Origin of the sequence: Streptomyces sp. NBC_00076 (genome assembly GCF_045041235.1) — a bacterium.
GTDB lineage: Bacteria > Actinomycetota > Actinomycetes > Streptomycetales > Streptomycetaceae > Streptomyces.
Map to the genome: position 1 here is coordinate 4,889,568 of NZ_CP108242.1, position 20,947 is coordinate 4,910,514.

The following is a 20,947-nucleotide window of genomic DNA, read 5'->3' on the forward strand; positions in this document are numbered from 1 at the left end:
CCCAAATGTTCGACAAGACGAACATTCTAGCGCCTCCCATCACATGGCTATCACAGGTTCCCCCCATGTGTCGTACGAGACAACGGGACCCTGCCCGGCGGCGACACATACGAGTCACCACGCGCCGAAGGGCCGGACCCGCGAACAGGTCCGGCCCTTCGGATGTCCGGTCAGCGGACGAAAGAGATCTCCGGATACTTGGTGGAGGGCCCGTCGAGCAGGGTGCTGTGCTTCTTACGCACTTCCTGGTCGAAGAAGGCGGCGAGGTAGACGCGTTGGATCTGGACCGCCCGGTTCGGGGCGATCGTGCCGTACTGCTCCTTGATCGTGGCCTGGGAGGTCCCGGTCAGGCGCGCCCACTGGGGCACCAGATACTCGTTGTCGCTGAACGACAGGTGCGCCGCGCCCTTGAGCTTGATGTCGACCCGGTATCCCTTCAGATGCGACCACATGGTCCGCCACGAACTGTCGTTGTTGCGGTTGTGGTTGCCGGAGCTGAAGAGCATGAAGGGCCGGTCCAGGTCCTTGCTCGGCGCCGTCCCGAAGAACTGGCCGTCCAGGTTGGCACCGGCATCGATCCGCTTGTCGAGCTGCATGGAGGTGGCGACCGCCCCGCCGCCCAGCGACCAGCCGAACATGCCGATACGGGAGGTGTCCACCGACTTCGACAGCCCGGAGGGCAGCGTCGCGCGGCCGGCGTCCGGGTTGCCGCCACTGCTGATCTTGCCGAGCGCGGTGATGACGAACTTGATGTCGGCCGCGCGCACCTTGAGCGTGTCGGAGGAGTGGGCGGTCGACGGCATCGTTCTGACCTCGAGTCGACTGGCCGGGAACTGCACCTCGTTGGCGTCGTGAGTGTGGTCGACGGTGACGACGAGGTAACCGCGGCTGGCGAGATCCTGGGCGAGCGCGGTGCCCATCGCGCGGTCCGAGTGCAGCCCGCTCGAGTACAGCAGGACGGGCAGCTTGCCGAGCGAGGTCTTCACCGGGGCGAGGACATGGCCCGCGGTCTTCGGCAGGGTCACCTGCTGCGGCGTCAGCCTGCGCGTGCCGAGGAAGTGGGCGCCGGAGATCGACGGCATCCACGGCGCCTGATAGTGCCCGGACGTGGCGGTGGCCGGATACCAGAGCGACACCATCAACTCGCGCGGCTTGTTGCCGGGCACGTACGGGTCCGTACGGGACTTGTCGACGAGGTGCAGGCCGACCATGCCCACGCTGTGTTGCCCGGTCGGCGCGGGCATGGTGAGCTGCTGGGCCGACGTGGCCGTGCGGGCGGACGCGAGCGCCTCAGGGTGTGCGGGCTTGAGCTGCTGCTCGTCGTTCTCGGGCGCCCAGGGCGTGTTCGGGTCGGGTTGGCCGACCGGGGCCCCGGTGGCCGCAGGCCTGTCGGACGTCTTCCCGGCGGCCATCGCCGGTGTCATCCCCACACCCAGCGCGAGGGCCAGCACACCCGCCGAGGCGACCGCTCTGGCGATCCCTCTTCGACGGTGGTGCGGGCGGCGGTACTTCATGAAACCCCCAATGTTGGTCAGCGATCGTAGAACGCGCGATCGACTGCCGCATACCGTACCGCCGCAGCGACGGCAGTACTCGCGCGTCCCCGATGTCGCCAACGCGACCTCACGTACCGGATGTTGAGCGCTGCCACGGCCCGATGACGCGTCGGCGTTCCACGGCACCGACCGGGGGAGGAGAAGCTCAGCGAGCCGGGTGCGACTCTCGGCGGCTTGGCGTCGGTCGTACTCGGCGTTGACCAGATCAAGAAGCAGCGCCGCTGACAAGGAGCCTCACCCATGACGAGCACCAAAGCGCGCCTCACGGCACAGATCACACCAGTTGAGCAGGCGAGCCAGGACGAAGCCAAGGCGCTGGCGGACGAGGGCAGGACGAGCAGGGCGATCCGCCGACTGCGGAAGGACTCCGGTCTCGCACGGCACACGGCACACGGCACACGGCGCCGGCCGCTCGGGACCTGCTCGTGGCGATTGCCTCGGCCGGTCAGGTGGGTCCGTCCGGGCTCCGGGAGAAGGCCGTGTCGCCGGCCATCGCCACGAGCGCGTCCTTGACGAGCAGCACTCGCGGCGGGTAGTTCTGCGCTTTGTCCCCGGGGGCGTCCAGCGCGGAGGTGCGCCAGACCTCTGCTCCGGTGCGGCTGTCCAGTGCCAGCAGACGGCCGAAGCGGTTGGAGAAATAGACCCGCTTGTACGTCGCTGACACCGCGGGCGCGGACAGACTCTCCACATCCGTCACCTTCTGCCAGAGTTGTTTGCCGCTGTCCGCCGACACCGCGGTGACCGACCCGTCGGACCGGACGAAGTAGACGACGCCGTCCACGAGGGTGGCCGCGCCGGTCAGCGGATGTGCCAGCGGTATCCGTCTGACCTGCCCGGTGTCCGAGGCCACCCGCAGCAGCGCGTTGTACGGCCGTTCGTACCCGGCTTCGTACACGTCCTTCGCGGTCTGAGGGGCGAGGAACAGTGGCTGCCCGCCGACTGCGCCGAGCGCTTCCGCCTTCTTCGGCAGGGTGGCGATTTCGGTCAGGCTGCCGGGTCCGAGCTTCATCAGATCGACCGGGGCCTGGCCGGGCTCGGTGCCGGCCGAGCACAGGGCGTAGGGGGCGCCTCCCAGCGCAGACGGAGTGCAGACCTCGTCCAGCGAGGACGCCCGCCACAGTTCCTTTCCGGACGGCCCGTAGGTCACGAACGACGAGTAGTCGGGGGACATGGTCAGCAGTCCGCCGTCGTACAGGACCGCGTCCTGGGACTTGTTGATGTCGCGTTGCCAGCGCCGGTGCCCGGTGGCGGCGTCGAGAGCCACCACGCGCCTGGTCCTGTCGTCCGGATCCTCGTACGCATAGACCAGCCCGTTGCGGACGCCGATCGGCTGCACCCCCTGAGGGCGGGTGCCGGTCCGCCACAGGATCCGGCCGGAGGCCGTGTCGATCCTGGCGGCTGTGAAGCCCGTACCGCCACAGAACAGGGCATTTTCCTCCGTCACGCATCCAGGGTTGTCGTAATCGAGAGGAACACCCTTCACGTCGTACCGCAGCTTCGTGCGCCACGGCCGCCAGCCGCCGGGCAGCGAGGCGGCACGGCTGGTGGCCGTGGCGTCGGAGGCGGCGGTCTCGGAGGCGGCGGTGGTGTCCGGACCGGACACGAAGACACCCACCCCGATACCCAGGCCCGTGACGGCCAGCGCCGCGCCGAGGCCGGTGAGCAGCATCCGGGTTCGACGTCCCTTGCGGGTGCCGGTCGCGGCGCCCGCGGAGGTGGTGGCCGCGCTCGGAGAAGTGGGGTGGCGCCAGGAGTTCGCGGACTGCCCGGTCTTCGGAGACGCGATGGCGTCGGATTCCGGCAGCGTCTGGAGCATGCGGTGTATGTCCGTCAGTCCCGGCCGTGCGGCCGGGTCCTTGTCCAGGCAGCGCTCGACAATGCCCAGGAGCCCTTCGGGTACCCCGCCGAGGTCCGGGGTCCCGTGCACCACCTGATAGCCGGTTATGTACGGGCTGTCGGCGTCGAACGGTCCCGTGCCGACGGCCGCGAACACCAGCAGTGACCCCAGCGAGAACACGTCCGAGGCCGGGGTGACCCCTCGGGGCGAGGCCAGTTGTTCCGGCGACATGAAGGGCGGAGTGCCGATCATCCGCCCGGTCGTGGTGAGGCTCTGGCTGTCGGAAGCGCGCGATATGCCGAAGTCGATGACGCGCGGCCCGTTCTCGGTCATCAGGACGTTGCCCGGTTTGAGGTCCCGGTGCACCAGGCCCACCCGGTGGATGTCGCGCAGCGCCTCGATGAGCCCCAGCCCCAGCGCGCGCAGGTCCCGCTGGCTCAACGGGCCTTCCTTCTCCACGACTTCGGAAAGGGTGAGCCCCGGCACGTAGAGCGTCGCCATCCACGGCCGGTCGGCGTCCGGGTCGGCGTCCACGACAGGGGCGGTGAAGGCGCCGCTCACTCTGCGCGCCGCCGCGATCTCCTGTCGGAAGCGCGTCCGGAGCTCCTCCTCCTGGGAATACGGCCCGCGCACGAGCTTGACCGCGACCTGCCGTCCCGAAGCGGAGACTCCCAGATAGACGACTCCCATGCCGCCCGCCCCGAGCCGACCGAGAAGGGTGTACCCGCCTATGGACTCCGGGTCCCCGGTGCTCAGGGGCGTCATCGCCGATCATCCTTCCCAGCGCCAGGCCTGCCTCACGGGGATCAGAGTAGGGCCTGCCGCCCCACCACGGCCCAGATACGACATCAGGCCTCCCGTCAGCGGAAAAATCCCTGGTAGGAGGCCTGATGTATCGGCCTTACTTCTTCTTGCCCTGGGTCTGGCGGGCCCGTTTTTTGGCCCTGGTCAGAGGGGTACGCGCCCCAACTGACCTGCGGTCGTGCGGTCATTGTTGGTCGTTGTTGGTCGTCTGAGGTCGACCTCGGAGGGCCCAGAGAGGGCCCGGCGGCGTCGCCCCGGGCCTCACACGAAGAGGAGCAGCCTCCGCCCGGCCGCGACGGGCGCCGCCGCCAAAGACCGCCTCAGCAGTGCCTAGCGAGAGTCATGATCCGCAGCACCGCCATGCGGTGCCTCCTCGGCCCAGATTCGCTGAGTCAGTGGCACCGCTACGGCCATGACGCCCATCGCCGTTCCAAGCGGAACGGCGAGAGCTGGGAGGACCAGGACCAACACGCCGGCCGCAGTCGCCAGCCCAACGATGACGAGAACAGCCGCAATACGCCGGTGACGCCACGAAGCGGTCCGCAAGGCCGATCGCGTTCGCGTGGAGCGTTTCGACTCGCCGCTGAGGGATGCGCGTTGGATGGGTAACGTCATCACTGACCTTTCTCGAACAAGGGACTAGGTCAGCCCGCCCTCGCACTCAGGAGCGAACCGTGAGCGAGGGCGGGCACGGCATCAGTGTGCCTCTACACGTCACCTCAGTGGCCTCAGCTGGCTCGGCGCTCCAACCGGAACAGCGCCTACCAATTCGCTGGCGTGAACTTCATTGCAAATTTAGGTTGTTCAGGAAACCCCTGAACAGAGGGCTAGTTGAACACAGTTTGCGCTCCGCGCAACCCCTAACCCTTACGCCATTGCAATGCAATGGCGTAAGGGTTAGGGAGGGGTGCAACGTGCCAGGTAGTGCCGATGCGTTTGTGGCGGGCAAACCCTTCACCCGACCACGCTCTGGCGGCACCGCACTGAGAGCCGCTGAACGCTGGGCCGAGCGGGCGCCCTCGGTAGGACGACGCCAGTTGCCCGCGCATAGAGGACCTGGCGCACAGCAAAACCCGCAGCTAGTGACGCATCTCACACGGGCAGAGCGGGCGTCATTGGTGGGGCCTGCGGACTGCGGGCTGCGGGCTGCGGGCTGCGGGCTGCGGGCTGCGGGCTGCGGGCGGAGTCAAGCCGCGAAGGGGAGGCGTGCGGGTGCTGGCGTACGGTCCGTGAATCCGTGATCTGCGGGCCGCGCCACTCGCTGCGCAAGCCACCCAGAGACCCGTGGTCCGCCATTCACCGCTGCCCCTTCCAGGACCGTACGGACGTACGTGAAGCCCTGTTCGAGGTAGTAGCGCTGGAGCGCTTCGTTCGCTGTCCATGCGTCCAGTCGGACCCATCGGGCGCCCGCACGGTGCGCCCGGTCGCCAGCCCAATCAAGCAGTCGGCCGCCAAGGTTTTGCCTGGCGTACTCGCGGGCCACGGTGAGTTTGTTGACGAACATCGAAGGTTCGGCAAGTTCGTCGTCAGTCCACAGACCATCCTCGGCGTCCGGCGTGAGCGTGATGGTGCCGGCAGTGGTGTGCCCGTCGCGAAGCATGAACACTGTGCCCGCTTCGATCGTGGCCAGTAGCTTGTCAGCCGGGTACGGGCGGCTCCACTGGTCAGAGCCGAGACCGCGAAGCCAAGCTGCCGCTTCTTCACGGAAGGCCAGAAGCTTGGCTACGTCGTGTGGCTCTGCGGGGATGATGATCACGTGTTCTCGCTTCGGGCGGCAAGCTCGCCGATCTCGTAGTTCATGCGGTTCAGGTCGCCGCGGAAGGTCGTGATGGTGCACCGGATGGGGCGGTCTGCCGAGTAGCCGGTGCGTGTCCAGAGCAGTACCGGCACACCTGCTCCGATCTCCAGCAGGCGTGACTCGTCCGGGGTCGGCATCCGCGCCGCGATTTCATCGAAGTACCCAACCTGCTCAATGCCTTGAGCAGCCAGGTACCGCGTTGTTCCCTCCTCGATGTCACCAGGCTCAGCTAGTCGCGGCGATGCATCGACCAGCCACGACGGATAGTAGGTCGCCTGAGTGGACCAAGGAACGTCGTCCACATAGCGATGACAAAACCGCAATACCGTCTTCGCACCAGGCTCGACCATGAGGCGCTCAGCGATCTCCTGTGACGCTGGCAGCATCTCGACACGGAAGGTCTGGTGCGGCCGCCGGCCTGCGTTGGTCACGTCTGTGCTGTACGCGTCGCCGTTCTGCGGGAAGGTCAGGTTCTCGAATCGAGACGCGTTGAGCTTGAACACCTCGTGGGACTTGACCTCATAGCCGAGTCCCTGACTTGACGAGATCAGCCCCTCGCTGACCAGCAGGCTCAGACCGTTACGGATGGTGTTTCGCGACGCGTCGAAGCGTTGCTGAAGGTCGTTCTCTGAGGGCAGCCGCGCCCCCGGCGCGTAGGTGCCGTTGTCGATCTCGCGACGCAGGACGTCGGCGACTTGGCGGTACTTCGGCTGCTTGTTCATGCCCTCATCATGACGCACTCGCCCAGCTTGTTGGTACATGTAGCCCCTAACCCCTTGACGCCTGACTGTCTGTGGGTGCAGCATCACTGCATCAGCTTGTACCAACAAGCTGAGCAGGTGGTGCAACACCTCCAAGTGTGCTCGCCTGCACTGACAACGCCCGGAGGAAAGCCCAGCCCGGAGGGGTGGGTGAGTACGAAGGAAGCGTCGGTTGGTTGAGAACTCAACAGCGTGCCTAAGAGAAGCCGCCCCACCTCTGCAATCAAGAGGGCGGCGTGCGCGGGTCGTTCCCGCGCACAGCACAGCGCATATCGACCTTTCCGCAGCTCAGCGCTGCGGCCGGTTGCCTCCGCTGCTCGTCTCGTACGAGCAGCGCTGAGGGGAGCCGGGAAAGACCCGAGCTCACATCTGAGAGGGGCCCTCATGGGCGACAACAAGAACGGAACCGTCTTCAACTTCGGTGACGGTGAGGTCACCTTCGGTGGGTCCGTGGTGCTGGGTGACCAGGTCGGCGTGTCCGGCGGTGTCGTCTACGGCGACGTCGTGATGGGCGAGGGAGGCAGCACCGAGGACACCGACAGCAAGTAGCGCGCACCCCGCGCTTCACCGCCGCGTGCGGCTCACGCGGCTTTCCATCATCAACGGCGCGCGGCCCCGGAGGTGCAACTCCGGGGCCGCTTTCGGGCCGTTCCACCTGTGAGAGGAACCACGACCCAATGAAGCACATCGTCACTGTTCAGGACGCTGTTACCGCGTTCGCCGACTTCATGGAGCCGACGGCCGCTGAGCTGGACGCGATCGAGCAGGAGATGCCGCTGATCCTGGCGGCCGTCGACCTGCTCGACGCGCAGATCACCACCCTCGACCGCACCCCGACCGAGCTGGACACCCGCCGCATCCGCCGGGCCCGCCGCCGAGTCCTGGCCGAGGGCAGGGACCTGGCCAACCGCACCGCCAGCATCACCCTCCCGGAGGTGGGAGCGTGAGCGCCACCGACCAGAACCTGAGGGCCGCGCACGCTGAGGTGAAGGCGGAGATCACGCGGACCGACACCAAGACAGCGCTGCTGCTGGCGTTCGTCGGCGCGGTCCTCGCCGGAGCCTGGACCATCGCCCGCGACCTGCCCCTGAACCTTCCCGCGTACGTCGCGGGCGGGCTCGGAATGGCGGTGCTGGTCACCGCCGCTGGTCTGCTGCTGCGGTCGACACGTCCCAACCTCCGTGGCCGCCACGGCTTCCCGCTGTGGGCGACCCTGACCCCCGAACAGATCACGGACGCGGTCGCGCGTGACCTGGCTACCGACATCGCGGGTCTGTCCCGTCTGGCGGTCGCCAAGTTCACCTGCCTGCGCCGCGCGGTCGACCTGACCCTGACCGGCGGCGCCCTGCTCATCGTCGCTGTGGTGATCGCGGCAGGGGGTGCGGCATGACGCTGCCCCGCAAGGGTCGCGCCGCTCTCGTGCTGGCGCTGGTCGGTGTGGTCGGCATGGCATTCCGGGTTTCCTGGAACGCGTTGCGGGACATTGCCAACGCGGTCGGCGCGGACGACACCGCCGCCACCCTCTACCCGTTCGTGGTCGACGGCCTGATGGCCCTGGCCCTGGTCGCCACCCTCGTACTCGCCGGGCGGGACCGGACGTTCGCGCTGCGGGTGCTGGGCACCTACACCGCCGCCTCGCTGGTCCTCAACTACGTCCACGGTCTCGTGCCCGAGCTGCACGGCACCACGGTCGACTGGGGGCGACTCGCCAACTGGGACCCAGCGAACTGGGCTCTTGTCCTGCTGGCCACGTCGCTTCCGGTCGGGTCGATCTACTTCGGATCCGATCTGGTCGCCAAGGTCCTGCACCACCGCCCCACCCCGATTCCGGCCGTGGACGCGAATGCGGAGGAATCTACCGAGACCGTGATGAAACGGTCTACGGCTGACCTGCCGGAATCGACCCCGCCGCCGATCACCGCGACGGTGGTTCGCGTGCCCGATCAAGGGCCGGTCGACTTCATGAAATCGACTCTGCCGCTCAAGCCCCTCCCCCCGATCGCCCTGCCGATCGAGTCGGCCCCGGTCGAGCCGATCGAGCGGAGTGTGGCGCCCGCCGCAGCACCCCGCCCTCGCGGTGTGACCGGTCGGGTCCCCGACGTCGCCCGATCGCCCCGACCCAAGCGCACACAGGCTGAACTGCTGGCGGAGGCACGGACCGCGACAGCCGATTGGCCGGATGCGGAACTGACCGCTGAAGGCATCCGCCGCGCGGTGCGTACCTCGCCCGCCAACGCCCGGATGCTGCGCGACACCCTCAAGGCCGAACGCACCACCACGGCCCCGTGATGTCCGCCGCATGGGGCAAGTGCTACGACCCGACCGGCGCCCGCTACGGGGTGCCCGCCTACCCGTGGCGACTGGCCCCGGAAGGGCTCGCCACCCGCAGGCAGTTACGCGCCCTGGGCCTGCGTCCGGGCGGTCAGCCGATACAGGCGCAGGTCATGCGCGCCAACCGCCGCACCGGCGGAATGCGCATCGCCTACCTCTACCGCGTCGACCTGGCCATGCCGGTGAGGCCGATGACGTCGCGCAAGTGGGGCGCCCTGGCGCTGGCGATGCTCGCCCGCCGCACCTGCCCCGTCTGCCGGCTGGACGTCGGCTACTGCATATCCCGCAAGTACGGCATGTGCGGGATGTGCATCACCGCCGAAGAACACCAGTCAGCTGCCTGACCTGCACAACCTTCGAGACGGAGACACAGTTGAAGATCACCGTCAGTACGCACAAGCTGCCCGGCTACGGGCCCACCCTGCGCACCACGAAGCGGATGACCGAGCAGGCCGTGCGCATCGTCAACCGGGCGGTGCCCGGCAGCATGCCCGACGTTGAGGTCATCCTGACCAATGAGCGCGGCATGGCCGAACTCGGGGCCGCCGCCTACACCGAACTGGCCGGCGTGCTCGACAAGCGCACCCGCGCCCGCGCCGAACGCGAATGCCTGCGCAGGGCCCGCGATGTGAGCGGCCGCGCCATCCCGCGCGCCGACGGTAGTGCGCTGGTCCTGCTGAATGTCGACCAGCACCCCGGCGAGGCTGAGATGGCCGTCACGCTCGTCCATGAACTCGTGCACTGCATGCAGTTCAGCCGCAAGGACGTCGTCGAGAGCATCGTGCGCGATGCCCGCGACAGCTTCGGTGTTGAGCGGCAGTCACGCCGTCAGGCCCGCGAGCACGAGCGTGCCGTCGAGCAGGACGAGCGCGAGGCCTACGGCAAGGAACACCTGGCCAACCAGCTCGTTCCCGGCGCCGCCGCCTAAGCCCCGGCGTCCGCGCCTGCTGCCCCGGGGTGGCCGTCCCCTGCCACGGACCCGGCCACCCCGGGCGCCTCCCTCAACTCCCGCCCCGATCGGGGCAGTCAGGAGAACTTCCAGCATGAGTGAGAACGTCGTACGTCTCCACAAGGACCCCGAATCTCCTGCTCCGGATGCGTCGGTGACCACGTTGACGGTGGTGTCGGACGCTCCGGCGGCGCCGGTGGTGCCGCTGTGGGTGCGCTCCGGACGGGCCGTCAAGCGGGTGGCCACAGACGAGCGCACCACGACCGCCGCCCGCACCGTTGCCCGCCACGGTCTGTATGTGTGGGGCGGGGGCCGGATCGTGGCCCGCCGCACCTGGGACGGCCGCACCGCCGCCCGCTACGAGCGCATGCTTCGTGCGGCGGAAGCCGCGGGGAACTACGAAGTGGCCGCTGAGTGGGAGGAGCGCGGGCAGCGCTTCCGCGAAGCACGCCACCGCCGCCGCATGGACCTGCTGACCTCGCCCATCGACGCGGCCAAGGGCGCGCTGGTCGGCACCGGTATGGGCATCGGCTCGCTGGTCGCCCTCGGGATCGTGCTGGCCATCGCGAACAAGGACGTCACCGACGTCGTCACCCCGGTCATGGCGGTGATCGAGTTCATCCGCCTGCTCATCACGATCGTTCAGGTGGTGTGGGGACCGGCCATCACGATCGGCCCGTTCCTCGCGCTGCTCGCCCTGTGGGCCGTCGGCAGCAAGCAGCAAGCCGCCCCCGCCTGGGCCCTGCCCGCCAACGTCCGCGACGGCGAGGGCGAGCCGATCACCCCGTCGATCGTGGTCAAAGCGCTGCGTGACCTGGGGATTCCGGCGATGCGCAACGCCATCAAGGAGATGGGCGATGCCGGCGCGTCCATGCTGTCGCCGATCAAGATTGCCGGGTGCGGTGTCGAGCTCGACGTCACGCTCCCGTCCGGGGTGTCGACCAACGAGGTGCAGAACCGGCGCCGCAAGCTGGCGGAGAACCTCACCCGGCACGAGCACGAGGTGTTCATCACCATCCCGCCGGCCGCCCGCACGGTCCGGCTGTGGATCGCCGACTCCGGCGCGCTCGACGAGCCGATCGGGCCGTCTCCGCTGGTCACCGACGAGTCCCTGACCGCCGACTACAGCAAGGGCCGCGCCCCGTGGGGGCAGGATCTGCGCGGGGACGCTGCCCTTCTCAGCCTGTTTCAGCGGATGCTGCTGGTCACGGGCCTGTCGAACCAGGGCAAGACGGCCGCCCTGCGTGCCCTCGCCCTGTGGATCGCGCTGGATCGCACGGTGGAGTTCCGGGTGGCTGACCTCAAGGGCGCCGGTGACTGGGCCATGTTCGACGGACTGGCCACCGTCCTCATCCAGGGTCCGACCGATGAACACGTCATCGAAGCGACCGAGATGGTGGAGAGCGGGGTGGAGGAGATGAACCGCCGTCTCCAGGAGCCGCCCGGCACCGAGTTCCACCCGCTGATCCTGATCGTGGACGAGGCGCAGGTCGCGTTCATGTGCCCGCTCAAGGACGAGGACAAGCGCCCCTATGGCGGCTCCAAGGCGACGTCGCGGTACTTCATGGGCGCTCGGAAGATCCACAACCAGGGGCGGGCCGTGAACGTGCTGCTGTGGCAGGGCACCCAGGACCCCACCGACCAGAACCTTCCCAAGCTGGTCCGCGAGGGCGCCCACACCCGGGCCTCCCTCGCGCTCGGCACCGAATCGCAGGCCCGGATGGCGCTGGGAGACAAGGCGGTCGACGGCGGCGCCGCTCCGCATCTGCTGCGTCCTGGCCTGGACAAGGGAACGCTGGTCGTTGCCTCCGACGGGATCGAGATCCCGAAAGGCCAGGCGTCCATCACCGTGCGCACGCACTACATCGACACCGAGGCCGCAACCGCCATCGCCGACCGTGCCAAGGCGCTGCGGGACGGGGTCACCACCCTCACCGTGATCGAGCGCGGCGAGGAGCGCGACCCGCTCGCCGACATCGCCACCGTCGTCGGCAAAGCCACCCGCCTCCGCACGCAGGACATCCTCAAGCGGCTCGCCGCGCTGAACGAGGATGCATACGGCGGCTGGTCGTTCCTCGACCTCAAGCGCGTCCTGGACGGCACCGGAGCCGAGCCCTACAAGTCCGACGGCATCATGAGCGTCAGCCGCGACCGCCTCACCCGCGCCCTCGCCAACCGCCCCGAGGACGGTTCCGCTTCCGCCGACGGATGACAGGGAGCCGACCCCCCACGGGTCAGGGAGACAGGGAGAACTCCCTGACCCCCTCCCTGACCCGCCTCCCTGGCCCTGAGCTGCACAAATGATCGTTCAGGGAGTCAGGGAGGCCCGCAGGTCAGCACCCCTGAAACCCCCTCCACAGCACCCCGGCAAGGGGGTGTCTCAGCCTCCCTGACCCACCTTCGGAAGGGATTCCGCATGTACCCCGAACTCGCCCACAACACGACCGAGCAGCGGTCCGTGGAAGTCCACCACCCCACCCCGATACAGCCCACCGTCATGGCGCCGGCGCCGATGGTCGCCATGCAGCCGGGCCACGTTCCGGCGGTCGCCAGCATCGTTCTGCCCGACGGCCGCGTCGTCACCGGCTACGCCATCGACCACGCCCGTCCGGAGCCGGTGACCGTCAAGCCGCCTGTCTCCCGCACGGCGGTGAACGTCGCCCTCGGGGGCGTGGGATTCCTCGCGGTGTGCGGCGGACTGCTGCTGCTCACCTCGTTCATCGCGGCCCTCACCGCGTTCATCACTCAGCTCATCACCCTCGCCGCCGTCATCTTCGGCGGATGGATCGCCGTGCAGATCTTCAGCGCGAGCGGCCACAAGGGCGGGACCACGGTCAACATCCGCAAGGCCGTGATCAAGCGCAACAAGTTCTTCGGCTAGCTACGCCAAGGGCGACCCCCATTCCGCCAAGAACCCGGGGTCGCCCTTGCCAACCAGCCCTCAACAGACCTGTTGGAGGTCACCCAGCATGACGCAACTCACCGTCATCCGGCGAGTGCCGGACACGTTCCTCCCGCGCTTCCGGGTGCTGGACGCCTACTCGTGCATCGGCGGCGCCACCAAGGGCCTCAAGCTCGCCCTGCCCGGATGCCACGTCACCGGTGTCGACATCCAGGCGCAGCCGGACTACTGCGGCGACGTCTTCCACCAGGGCGACGCGATCGAGTTCATCCGCGCTCACGGCCACGAGTTCGACTTCATCCACGCCTCCCCGCCCTGCCAAGGGGAGGGCGCCCCCACCAAGGGCACCAACCGGGCGCGCAACGCGGCCATCGGCCGGACCTACCCCCGGCTCATCGCCCCGACCCGGGCCGCGTTGGAGTCGACTGGGCGGCCGTACGTGATGGAGAACGTGGCCGGCTCCGAGGTTCGCAAAGACCTGCGTCTGTGCGGCGAGATGTTCGGCCTGGGCGTGATCATGCACCGCTACTTCGAGTTGGGCGGCTGGACCACCGCGCAACCGGCCCACCCCCAGCATCGGGGCTACGTGCGGGGTTGGCGGCACGGCGTCTACCGCGACGGCCCGTACGTCGCCGCGTACGGCGCCGGCGGGGGCAAGGCCACCGTCGACGAGATCCGCGCGGCCAAGGGCATCGACTGGTCGACCGATCACCTGAGGTTGCGGGAGGCGCTCCCGCCCGCCTACACCGAGTGGATCGCCCGCGCCTACCTCGTCACCCTCGCCCCGAGGCTGGAGGTGGCCGCGTGAGCGCGCTGCCCGAGCCCATGCGGACCGCTCTGGCGCTGGCGGCAGACGGGGTGCCGGTGCTGCCCCTACGTGCGGGCAAGGCGCCGTTCGGCAACTGCCACCGGTGCGCGAGCAACGCGTGCGGCGGCCGGCCGAACATGAAGAGCGCGGGCCCGTGCCGGTGCCCCGGCGTCTGCCACGCCTGGGCCGCCGCCACCACCGACCCGGCCGTCCTCACCTCCCCGCCGTGGACGGCCGCATGGCGGCGATCCGTCTGCGTCGCCTACCACCCCGGCGCCGCAGGGCTGACCGTGGTGGACCTGGACAACGCGGCGGCCATCGACTGGGCCCGCGAGACCCTGCCCGCCACACGGGTCGTGCAGACGACGCGCGGGGAACACTGGATCTACCGGGGTGCCATGTCGTCGCACAACGCGGTCCGCCCCGGCGTCGACATCAAGTCGACCATGTCCTACGCCCGGTGGTTGGGCCCCGGCACCGGCACCATGACCGCCCTGCCGGACATCGTCCGCACGCTGGCCGTGAAGGAGCCCACCGCAGTCCGACCGGCGGCCGTCACCGTGCCCGCACCGGCCAGGGGCGGGGAGTGCCCTCACCGCACGCCCGCCTACCTGGACCGTGGCATCGCCATGGCAGAGCAGCGCATCACCGCGGCTTCTACTGCGGTGCACGCCACCGTCTACCGGACGTTCCTCGCCGTGCTGTCCACGCACGGCCGGTGCGGCTGCCTCACCGAGGCGCACACCGTGCGGCTGTTCACCGCCGCGCAGGCCAAGGGCGAATCGGCCCGGCACTGCACTGACGCGTGGAGCAACGCCCTGACCACGTTGGGACTGAGCCATGTCTGAGGACGAAAAGAACCCCGCCCGCCAGATCATCGCGGACTACGCGCAGGAGCACTTCCGCTACTTCCGCACCGCCGACGGGACCGTGTACGCGCAGAAGAACGGCCACCCCGTGGCCCGGCCCATGCGCTCGCAGGGCACCACCGGCAGCCACCGCCAGGAACTCATGGTCGGCCTGTTCAAGGACGGGCGCGGCGTGTTCAACGGATCGGCGATGAAGGAGGCGTTGGACTTGATCGAAGCCCTCGCGTTGGAGGCGGACACGCACGCCGTGAACATCCGCGTAGCCCCCGGATTCGACGGGGCAACGTGGCTGGACTTGGGCCGCGACGACGGACGGTCCGTCCGTATCCACCCCACCGGCTGGGACATCCTCACCCCCGACCCGCGCGAGGTGTGCTGGCGACGCACGCAGCTCACTGGGGAACTACCGCTGCCGGTCAAGGACACCGACGGCAAGGGCATCGACCTGCTGATGCGGCTGTGCAACTTCGCCAACGCCGAAACCGAGTGCCTCGCCATCGCGTGGCTGATCGGCTGCCTCGGCCCGTCCGTTCCGGTCCCCGCGCCGTTCCTCACCGGCCCACAAGGGGCGGGGAAGTCCACCGGGGGCAGGATGCTCACCCGGATCATCGAGGGCATGAGCGGTGACCTGCGCAGGGCACCGAAGGATGAAGAAAACCTGATCGCGGCCGTGGCGGCCGGATGGATCACCGCCCTCGACAACCTGTCCCACATGACGCCGGACCTGTCCGACGCCATGTGCTGCATCGTCACCGGTGCCGAGAGCGTCAAGCGGGCTCTGTTCACCGACGGGGACGTGTTCCGCGTCGGTTACCGCCGGCCCCTGCTCCTCACCGGGATCGACGTGGGAGTCATCCGACCCGACCTCGCGGAACGGCTCCTGCCCCTGCGGTTGGAGCGTCCCCGTGTGCGGCGCACCGAGGCCGAACTGTGGGCGGACTACGCGGAAGTTCTCCCCGTTGTCCTCGGCTCGCTCCTGGACCTCACGGTCAAGGTCCGCGCCGTGGAGGCGGAGACCCCCACCGACCTGCGAATGGCGGACTTCGCCCACCTGTGCGCGCAGTTCGACGCGGCAACCGGGCTCGGGGCGCTTGCCGCCTACCGGGCGAGTCTGGACGACCTGAACGACGACGTGATCGAGGGTGACCTCCTCGCACAGACCGTCCTCAGGCACGCGGAGACCATCGAGCCGGGCGCGGCGCAGCAGATGACGTCCACCGAGTGGCTGCACTGCCTCAGCCTCCTCTACAGCGGCGACGAGTGCCGTGCCCTGCCCAAGGGGTGGCCGACCACGGGCAAAGTCCTCTCCGACCGCCTCAAGCGCCTTCAACCGACGCTGGCCGCCCGGGGCGTCCTCATTGACTCGGGCCGTACCAAGGCGGGCCGCTACCTCGAAATGACCCGCACGGTCGCCCTGACCCTGACTCCGAACGAGCAGACGCGGGCATTCTGACCCGCGATCCGCAGGTTCAAGCGAACAGCAAGAGGAGCACGTGCTCCTCTTGCTGTTCGGCGGGACGCCGCCCCAAGGTCGCGCCGCGCAGCGGCTCCCTATTCGCACTGGCAGGCGCACCGACTACTACAGGCAGCCCCTTCTTTGTCCTAAGTAGGAAAACGCTGCGTCACCTGCGTCACCCGAGCCGGAAAACGGCTGCTGACCTGTGGCAACAGCGATGACGCAGACGGCCGACTCTGCGTCATCCTGCGTCACCTGCGTCACCCGGTGACGCAGCCGATGACACAGCGGTGACGCAGCCCCGATCCGCCGCGTCACCCAAACCCGCAGGTCAGAGCCTCAAGTGACGCAGATGACGCGGTGACGCAGAAATCCGCACCTCGGACACACACGGAGTCCGAGAAACCCCCGAAGCCAACGCCACTCAACCTCTGAGGACCCCATGAGCCGAACCCGTTCCGCTCAATCCGACCCCCGCGCCGTCCTGCGCGGCGGCCTGCCCGATCGGTACCTCACCCCCGACGACATCGCCGAGATCTTCGGCGTCCCCCTCGAAACCGTCTACCAGTGGCGTAGGAAGCGCACCGGTCCTCCCGGCTTCCGCGTCGGTAAGCACGTTCGCTACGACCCCGCCGAGGTGGGGGCCTACGTCACTCAGCTCAAGAACGTCGACCGCATCGCGGCCTGACGCAGCCTCACGCCGTCAGGGGTGGCCGATTGAACGGCCACCCCTGCTCCATGCTGGGAAAGGACTCCGTCTCTGATGGCAGGAAGCATTCAAGACCGTTGGTTCAGGACTGAGACCGACGCCAATAGCAAGACCGTCCGCGTCAAGACCGAGCGCCACGGCACCGGCCTGCGCTACAGGGCTCGCTACTTCGCGCCCGACGGCAAGCGCAAGAGCAAGTCGTTCGCCGACGGACAGAAGCGCCTCGCCGAACAGTGGCTGAGCAAGATGGCTGCGGACGTGGCTCGCGGCGACTACATCGACCCGAACGCGTCCCGAACGTCCTTTCAGGAGTTCGCGGAGGAGTGGCTTGCGAGCCAGAGCGGAGACCCGAACACCCGAGCGTCGATGCAGTCTCAACTCAGGCTGCACGCCTTCCCCCACATCGGGGCACGTCCGCTCGGGTCGTTCCAGCCGAGTCACATTCGCGAGTTCGTGACGCGCCTCGAAGCGTCCGGCATGTCCGGCGCGTACGCCCGTGTGATCTTCTCGAACGTCCGGGCCGTCCTCTCCGCGGCCGTGGAAGACGGCTACCTACGCCGGAACCCCTGCAACTCCCGGACGGTGACGCTCCCCGAGATGGGCATGCGCCGTGTCATCCCATGGCAGCCGGAACGGGTCTTCGCTGTTCGGGCCGCCATGGTCGAACGCTTCCGCACCATGGTCGACATGGGCGCCGGCTGCGGCCTGCGACAGGGCGAGATCCTCGGACTGTGCGTCGATGAGCTGGACTTCGACACCAACACCCTGCACGTGGTGCAGCAGCTCAAGCTGAGCCTGAGCAAGGCCGTGTTCGCGCCCCCGAAGGGCGGCAAGCTCCGTGATGTGCCTCTGCCGGATCCCGTGGCGGATGCGCTGAAGGAGCACATCGACCGCTTCCCGCCCGTTGAAGTCACGTTGCCGTGGATGCGGGCGAACGGCCAGCCCGTGACCAAACGTCTGATCTTCAGTGGGCCCAACGGCGGGCACGTCTGGCGCACGTCGTTGAACGAGGACCACTGGAAGCCCGCCCTCGCGAAAGTCGGCGTCATCCCGAAGGCCAAGAGCCGCGAGCACGCCGCCGCCCGCGAACACGGCATGCACGCTCTGCGCCACTTCTACGCGTCCGTCCTGCTGGACGCCGGGGAGAGCATCAAGGCTGTCAGTGAGTACCTCGGGCACTCTGACCCGGGCCTGACGTTGAAGGTGTACGCGCACCTCATGCCGAGTAGCCGGGACCGTGCCCGGACGGCTCTCGGGCTGGCGCTCCGGCCGCAAGACTCGGGGCACTGAGGGCCCCAGGTGGGCCCAGGCCGTGAAAAAGCCCCCGATCCGCGCCATACGCGCAGGTCGGGGGCGTGATCACAAACCCTACTTCTTCTTGCCCTGGTTCTTGACCGCCTCGATGGCCGCCGCTGCCGCCTCCGGGTCGAGGTACTTGCCGCCCGGTGTCACCGGGTTGAAGGACGCGTCGAGTTCGTAGTAGAGGGGAATGCCGGTCGGGATGTTGAGGCCCGCGATGTCGGCGTCGGAGACGCCGTCGAGGTGCTTGACGAGGGCGCGCAGGGAGTTGCCGTGGGCGGCGACCAGGACCGTGCGGCCGGTGAGGAGGTCGGGGACGATGCCGTCGTACCAGTACGGGAGCATGCGGATGACGACGTCCTTGAGGCACTCCGTGCGGGGGCGGAGCTCCGGGGGGATGGTCGCGTAGCGCGGGTCGTCGGACTGGGAGAACTCCGTGCCGTCCTCGAGGGCGGGCGGCGGGGTGTCGTAGGAGCGGCGCCACAGCATGAACTGCTCCTCGCCGAACTCGGCGAGGGTCTGGGCCTTGTCCTTGCCCTGGAGGGCGCCGTAGTGGCGCTCGTTCAGGCGCCAGGAGCGGTGGACGGGGATCCAGTGGCGGTCCGCGGACTCGAGGGAGAGCTGGGCGGTGCGGATGGCGCGCTTCTGGAGGGACGTGTGGACCACGTCGGGGAGCAGGCCGGCGTCCTTGAGCAGCTCACCGCCGCGGACTGCCTCCTTCTCACCCTTCTCGTTGAGGTTGACGTCCACCCAGCCGGTGAACAGGTTCTTCGCGTTCCATTCGCTCTCGCCGTGGCGGAGGAGGATCAGCTTGTACGGTGCGTCGGCCATGCGGATGAGCGTAATCGAAGGCTCTGATCCGTTGTGTGTCCGCTCGCCAGGCGGACTGTGGAACGGACGGTTGACGGGATCTGTTAATTCAGTGGTCCCCGCCACCTCCCCCCTCGTAAGTTGCGCCTAGCGCTCAAGCCACTTACATCCGGGGGGATCCGCCATGTCCGTCGCCGCCCTGAGGCGTGCCACCCGGGAGACCGTCTCAGGGCTCCCACGTGAGTTCTGGTGGCTGTGGACCAGCACGCTCGTCAACCGGCTCGGCGCGTTCGTCGCCACCTTCATGGCGCTGTACCTCACGCTGGACCGCGGGTACTCCGCCTCGTACGCCGGACTGGTCGCCTCGCTGCACGGGCTGGGCGGAGTGGTCTCCTCCCTCGGCGGAGGTGTGATGACCGACCGGCTCGGGCGGCGGCCCACGCTCCTCATCGCCCAGGCGTCGACCGCCGCGTCGGTCGCGCTCCTCGGCTTCGTGCACCATCCGGTCGCCATCGCCGGCGTCGCCTTCCTGGTCGGGATGGCGTCCAATGCCTCACGACCGGCCGTGCAGGCGATGATGGCCGACATCGTGCGCCCCGAGGACCGGGTGCGTGCCTTCTCCCTCAACTACTGGGCCATCAACCTCGGTTTCGCCGTGTCCTCCATGGCCGCCGGGTTCATCGCCGAGTTCAGCTACCGCGCCGGCTTCCTGATCGAGGCGGGCATGACGGCCGTCTGCGCGGTCGTGGTGTTCCTGAAGCTGCCCGAGTCGCGACCCGTCGCACACAAGGGCGAGGAAGCGCGCGACGACGTCGGCCTCGGTGCCGTCCTGCGCGACGGGCGGTTCATGAGCGTCGTGGGGCTGTCCTTCCTGGTCGCGCTGATCTTCCAGCAGGGCTCGGTCGGTCTGCCGGTCGCCATGGGCGAGGCCGGGTTCACACCCGCCGACTACGGCATGGCGATCGCCGTCAACGGCGTGCTGATCGTCGCGTTGCAGATCCCGGTCACCCGGTTCATCGAGCACCGGGACGTCAAGCGGCTGCTGGTCGTCTCGTCCCTCCTCGCGGGATACGGCTTCGGCCTCACCGCCTTCGCCGGGTCGATCGGCCTGTTCGCCCTCACCGTCTGCGTGTGGACACTCGGCGAGATGATCAACGCGCCGACCCAGACCGGTCTCGTCGTCCGACTGTCCCCGGTGCACGGTCGCGGGCGCTACCAAGGCATGTACACCCTGTCGTGGTCGGTCGCGGCCCTGGTGGCACCCCTGATGTCCGGCATCGTCATCGACCGCTTCGGCGCGGAGTGGCTGTGGGGGACGTGCGCGGTCATCGGGACGGGGGCCGCGATCGGGTACGGCGCCCTGATGCGGCGGATGCCGAACGAGGAACCGGGCGAGGAATCGAGCAAGGAACTGAGCAAGGATCCGAGCGAGGAATCGAGTAAGGAACCGGCCGGGAAGCCGACGGTCACTGAACCGACGGCGACCGACCCGGCGGCGACTGAACCGCCGGCCGCCGTCAAGCCCGAGGCCCCCGCGTTCTGACAAGCCAAGGCCATCAGGGGTGCATCCGCGCTCCCTTCAGCACCTTGTCCACACCGTTGCGCGGCCCGTACACCGCCAGCCCCACCAGATCCAGCTCACTCGTCGGCACGGCCCGTACCGCCGCCCGGTTGTCGCGGTCGTGGCCCGTGGTGAAGAGGTCGCTGGTGAAGAGTGCCCGGGGCAGGGTTCGGGACAGGGCCCGCGTGTGCGCCGCGCGCAGTGTCTCCTTGGTGGCCTCGAAGACCAGCACCGGTTGCCGGAACATCGGCAGGTAGGCCACCGAGTCCCCGTCCTCGTACGGCTCGCCGATCACCTCCGGGACCTGCGTGCCGAGCCCGCTGACCAGGAACGCCGTCACGTTCAGCCGCTGCCAGGGCTCCAGGTCCTCCCGCAGCAGCACGGCGATCTTGGTGTCGAAGCGCACGGGCTCGGCAGGCGCGGGCTCGGCAGGCAAGGCTTCGGTAGGCAGGGGTTCGGTACGCAGAGGTTCGGTAGGCAGGGGTTCAGTGCTCATG

The 20,947-nt window shown here is 68.6% G+C and carries 20 protein-coding genes; 14 read left to right on the forward strand and 6 right to left on the reverse strand.

Annotated elements, in window-relative coordinates; translation table 11 throughout:
- Window positions 1-170: 170 nt before the first annotated feature.
- The 4 genes from OHA64_RS22065 to OHA64_RS22080 form a co-directional block, all read right to left on the reverse strand.
- Window positions 171-1,514, reverse strand: a complete 1,344-nt coding sequence (locus OHA64_RS22065) for an alpha/beta hydrolase family protein (RefSeq protein WP_405615647.1) — start codon at window positions 1,512-1,514, stop codon at window positions 171-173.
- 487 nt (window positions 1,515-2,001) lie between these two features.
- Complete coding sequence (locus OHA64_RS22070; protein ID WP_405615649.1) at window positions 2,002-4,158, reverse strand: protein kinase domain-containing protein; 2,157 nt, start codon at window positions 4,156-4,158, stop codon at window positions 2,002-2,004.
- 1,225 nt (window positions 4,159-5,383) lie between these two features.
- Window positions 5,384-5,953 carry a GNAT family N-acetyltransferase gene (locus OHA64_RS22075; protein WP_405615651.1) on the reverse strand — a complete coding sequence of 190 codons (570 nt, stop codon included), beginning with the start codon at window positions 5,951-5,953 and terminating at the stop codon, window positions 5,384-5,386.
- Window positions 5,950-6,717 (reverse strand): GntR family transcriptional regulator, encoded by a 768-nt coding sequence (locus tag OHA64_RS22080; RefSeq protein ID WP_405615653.1) that lies wholly within the window; start codon window positions 6,715-6,717, stop codon window positions 5,950-5,952. Before OHA64_RS22080 ends, OHA64_RS22075 begins: the two co-directional genes overlap by 4 nt.
- A gap of 423 nt (window positions 6,718-7,140) precedes the next feature.
- On the opposite strand from OHA64_RS22080, the gene OHA64_RS22085 reads away from it, so the two are divergent.
- From OHA64_RS22085 to OHA64_RS22145, 13 genes are all read left to right on the forward strand, one after another.
- Window positions 7,141-7,305 carry a hypothetical protein gene (locus tag OHA64_RS22085; RefSeq protein ID WP_405615655.1) on the forward strand — a complete coding sequence of 55 codons (165 nt, stop codon included), beginning with the start codon at window positions 7,141-7,143 and terminating at the stop codon, window positions 7,303-7,305.
- Window positions 7,306-7,433: 128 nt separating this feature from the next.
- Window positions 7,434-7,703, forward strand: a complete 270-nt coding sequence (locus OHA64_RS22090; protein WP_405615657.1) for a DUF6284 family protein — start codon at window positions 7,434-7,436, stop codon at window positions 7,701-7,703.
- Window positions 7,700-8,146 carry a Pycsar system effector family protein gene (locus OHA64_RS22095; protein WP_405615659.1) on the forward strand — a complete coding sequence of 149 codons (447 nt, stop codon included), beginning with the start codon at window positions 7,700-7,702 and terminating at the stop codon, window positions 8,144-8,146. Before OHA64_RS22090 ends, OHA64_RS22095 begins: the two co-directional genes overlap by 4 nt.
- Complete coding sequence (locus tag OHA64_RS22100) at window positions 8,143-9,045, forward strand: DUF2637 domain-containing protein (protein ID WP_405615661.1); 903 nt, start codon at window positions 8,143-8,145, stop codon at window positions 9,043-9,045. The genes OHA64_RS22095 and OHA64_RS22100 overlap by 4 nt, the downstream gene beginning before the upstream one ends.
- Window positions 9,045-9,431: an RRQRL motif-containing zinc-binding protein gene (locus OHA64_RS22105; RefSeq protein WP_405615663.1), complete on the forward strand. Its 387-nt coding sequence runs from the start codon at window positions 9,045-9,047 to the stop codon at window positions 9,429-9,431. The genes OHA64_RS22100 and OHA64_RS22105 overlap by 1 nt, the downstream gene beginning before the upstream one ends.
- Window positions 9,432-9,460: 29 nt before the next feature.
- Complete coding sequence (locus tag OHA64_RS22110; protein WP_405615665.1) at window positions 9,461-10,015, forward strand: hypothetical protein; 555 nt, start codon at window positions 9,461-9,463, stop codon at window positions 10,013-10,015.
- A gap of 115 nt (window positions 10,016-10,130) precedes the next feature.
- Window positions 10,131-12,248 (forward strand): ATP-binding protein, encoded by a 2,118-nt coding sequence (locus tag OHA64_RS22115; protein ID WP_405615667.1) that lies wholly within the window; start codon window positions 10,131-10,133, stop codon window positions 12,246-12,248.
- 204 nt (window positions 12,249-12,452) lie between these two features.
- Window positions 12,453-12,917: a hypothetical protein gene (locus OHA64_RS22120; RefSeq protein ID WP_405615669.1), complete on the forward strand. Its 465-nt coding sequence runs from the start codon at window positions 12,453-12,455 to the stop codon at window positions 12,915-12,917.
- 88 nt (window positions 12,918-13,005) lie between these two features.
- Window positions 13,006-13,746 (forward strand): DNA methylase, encoded by a 741-nt coding sequence (locus OHA64_RS22125; protein ID WP_405615671.1) that lies wholly within the window; start codon window positions 13,006-13,008, stop codon window positions 13,744-13,746.
- A 17-nt stretch (window positions 13,747-13,763) separates the two neighbouring features.
- Window positions 13,764-14,594 carry a bifunctional DNA primase/polymerase gene (locus OHA64_RS22130; RefSeq protein WP_405624051.1) on the forward strand — a complete coding sequence of 277 codons (831 nt, stop codon included), beginning with the start codon at window positions 13,764-13,766 and terminating at the stop codon, window positions 14,592-14,594.
- Window positions 14,587-16,068: an ATP-binding protein gene (locus tag OHA64_RS22135; protein ID WP_405615673.1), complete on the forward strand. Its 1,482-nt coding sequence runs from the start codon at window positions 14,587-14,589 to the stop codon at window positions 16,066-16,068. The genes OHA64_RS22130 and OHA64_RS22135 overlap by 8 nt, the downstream gene beginning before the upstream one ends.
- A 445-nt stretch (window positions 16,069-16,513) precedes the next feature.
- Window positions 16,514-16,759 carry a helix-turn-helix domain-containing protein gene (locus OHA64_RS22140; RefSeq protein WP_405615675.1) on the forward strand — a complete coding sequence of 82 codons (246 nt, stop codon included), beginning with the start codon at window positions 16,514-16,516 and terminating at the stop codon, window positions 16,757-16,759.
- Between the two features lie 75 nt (window positions 16,760-16,834).
- Window positions 16,835-18,070, forward strand: a complete 1,236-nt coding sequence (locus tag OHA64_RS22145) for a tyrosine-type recombinase/integrase (RefSeq protein ID WP_405615677.1) — start codon at window positions 16,835-16,837, stop codon at window positions 18,068-18,070.
- Window positions 18,071-18,148: 78 nt separating this feature from the next.
- On the opposite strand, the gene OHA64_RS22150 is transcribed toward OHA64_RS22145, so the two are convergent.
- Entirely contained in the window at window positions 18,149-18,910 is a 762-nt protein-coding gene (locus tag OHA64_RS22150; protein ID WP_405615679.1) for a phosphoglyceromutase, read from the reverse strand.
- A 163-nt stretch (window positions 18,911-19,073) separates the two neighbouring features.
- Between OHA64_RS22150 and OHA64_RS22155 the strand changes: the two genes are divergently transcribed.
- Window positions 19,074-20,432: an MDR family MFS transporter gene (locus OHA64_RS22155; RefSeq protein WP_405615681.1), complete on the forward strand. Its 1,359-nt coding sequence runs from the start codon at window positions 19,074-19,076 to the stop codon at window positions 20,430-20,432.
- A gap of 13 nt (window positions 20,433-20,445) precedes the next feature.
- Here OHA64_RS22155 and OHA64_RS22160 read toward each other — a convergent pair whose 3' ends face one another.
- Window positions 20,446-20,946: a DUF2000 family protein gene (locus OHA64_RS22160; RefSeq protein WP_405615683.1), complete on the reverse strand. Its 501-nt coding sequence runs from the start codon at window positions 20,944-20,946 to the stop codon at window positions 20,446-20,448.
- Window position 20,947: the final 1 nt, after the last annotated feature.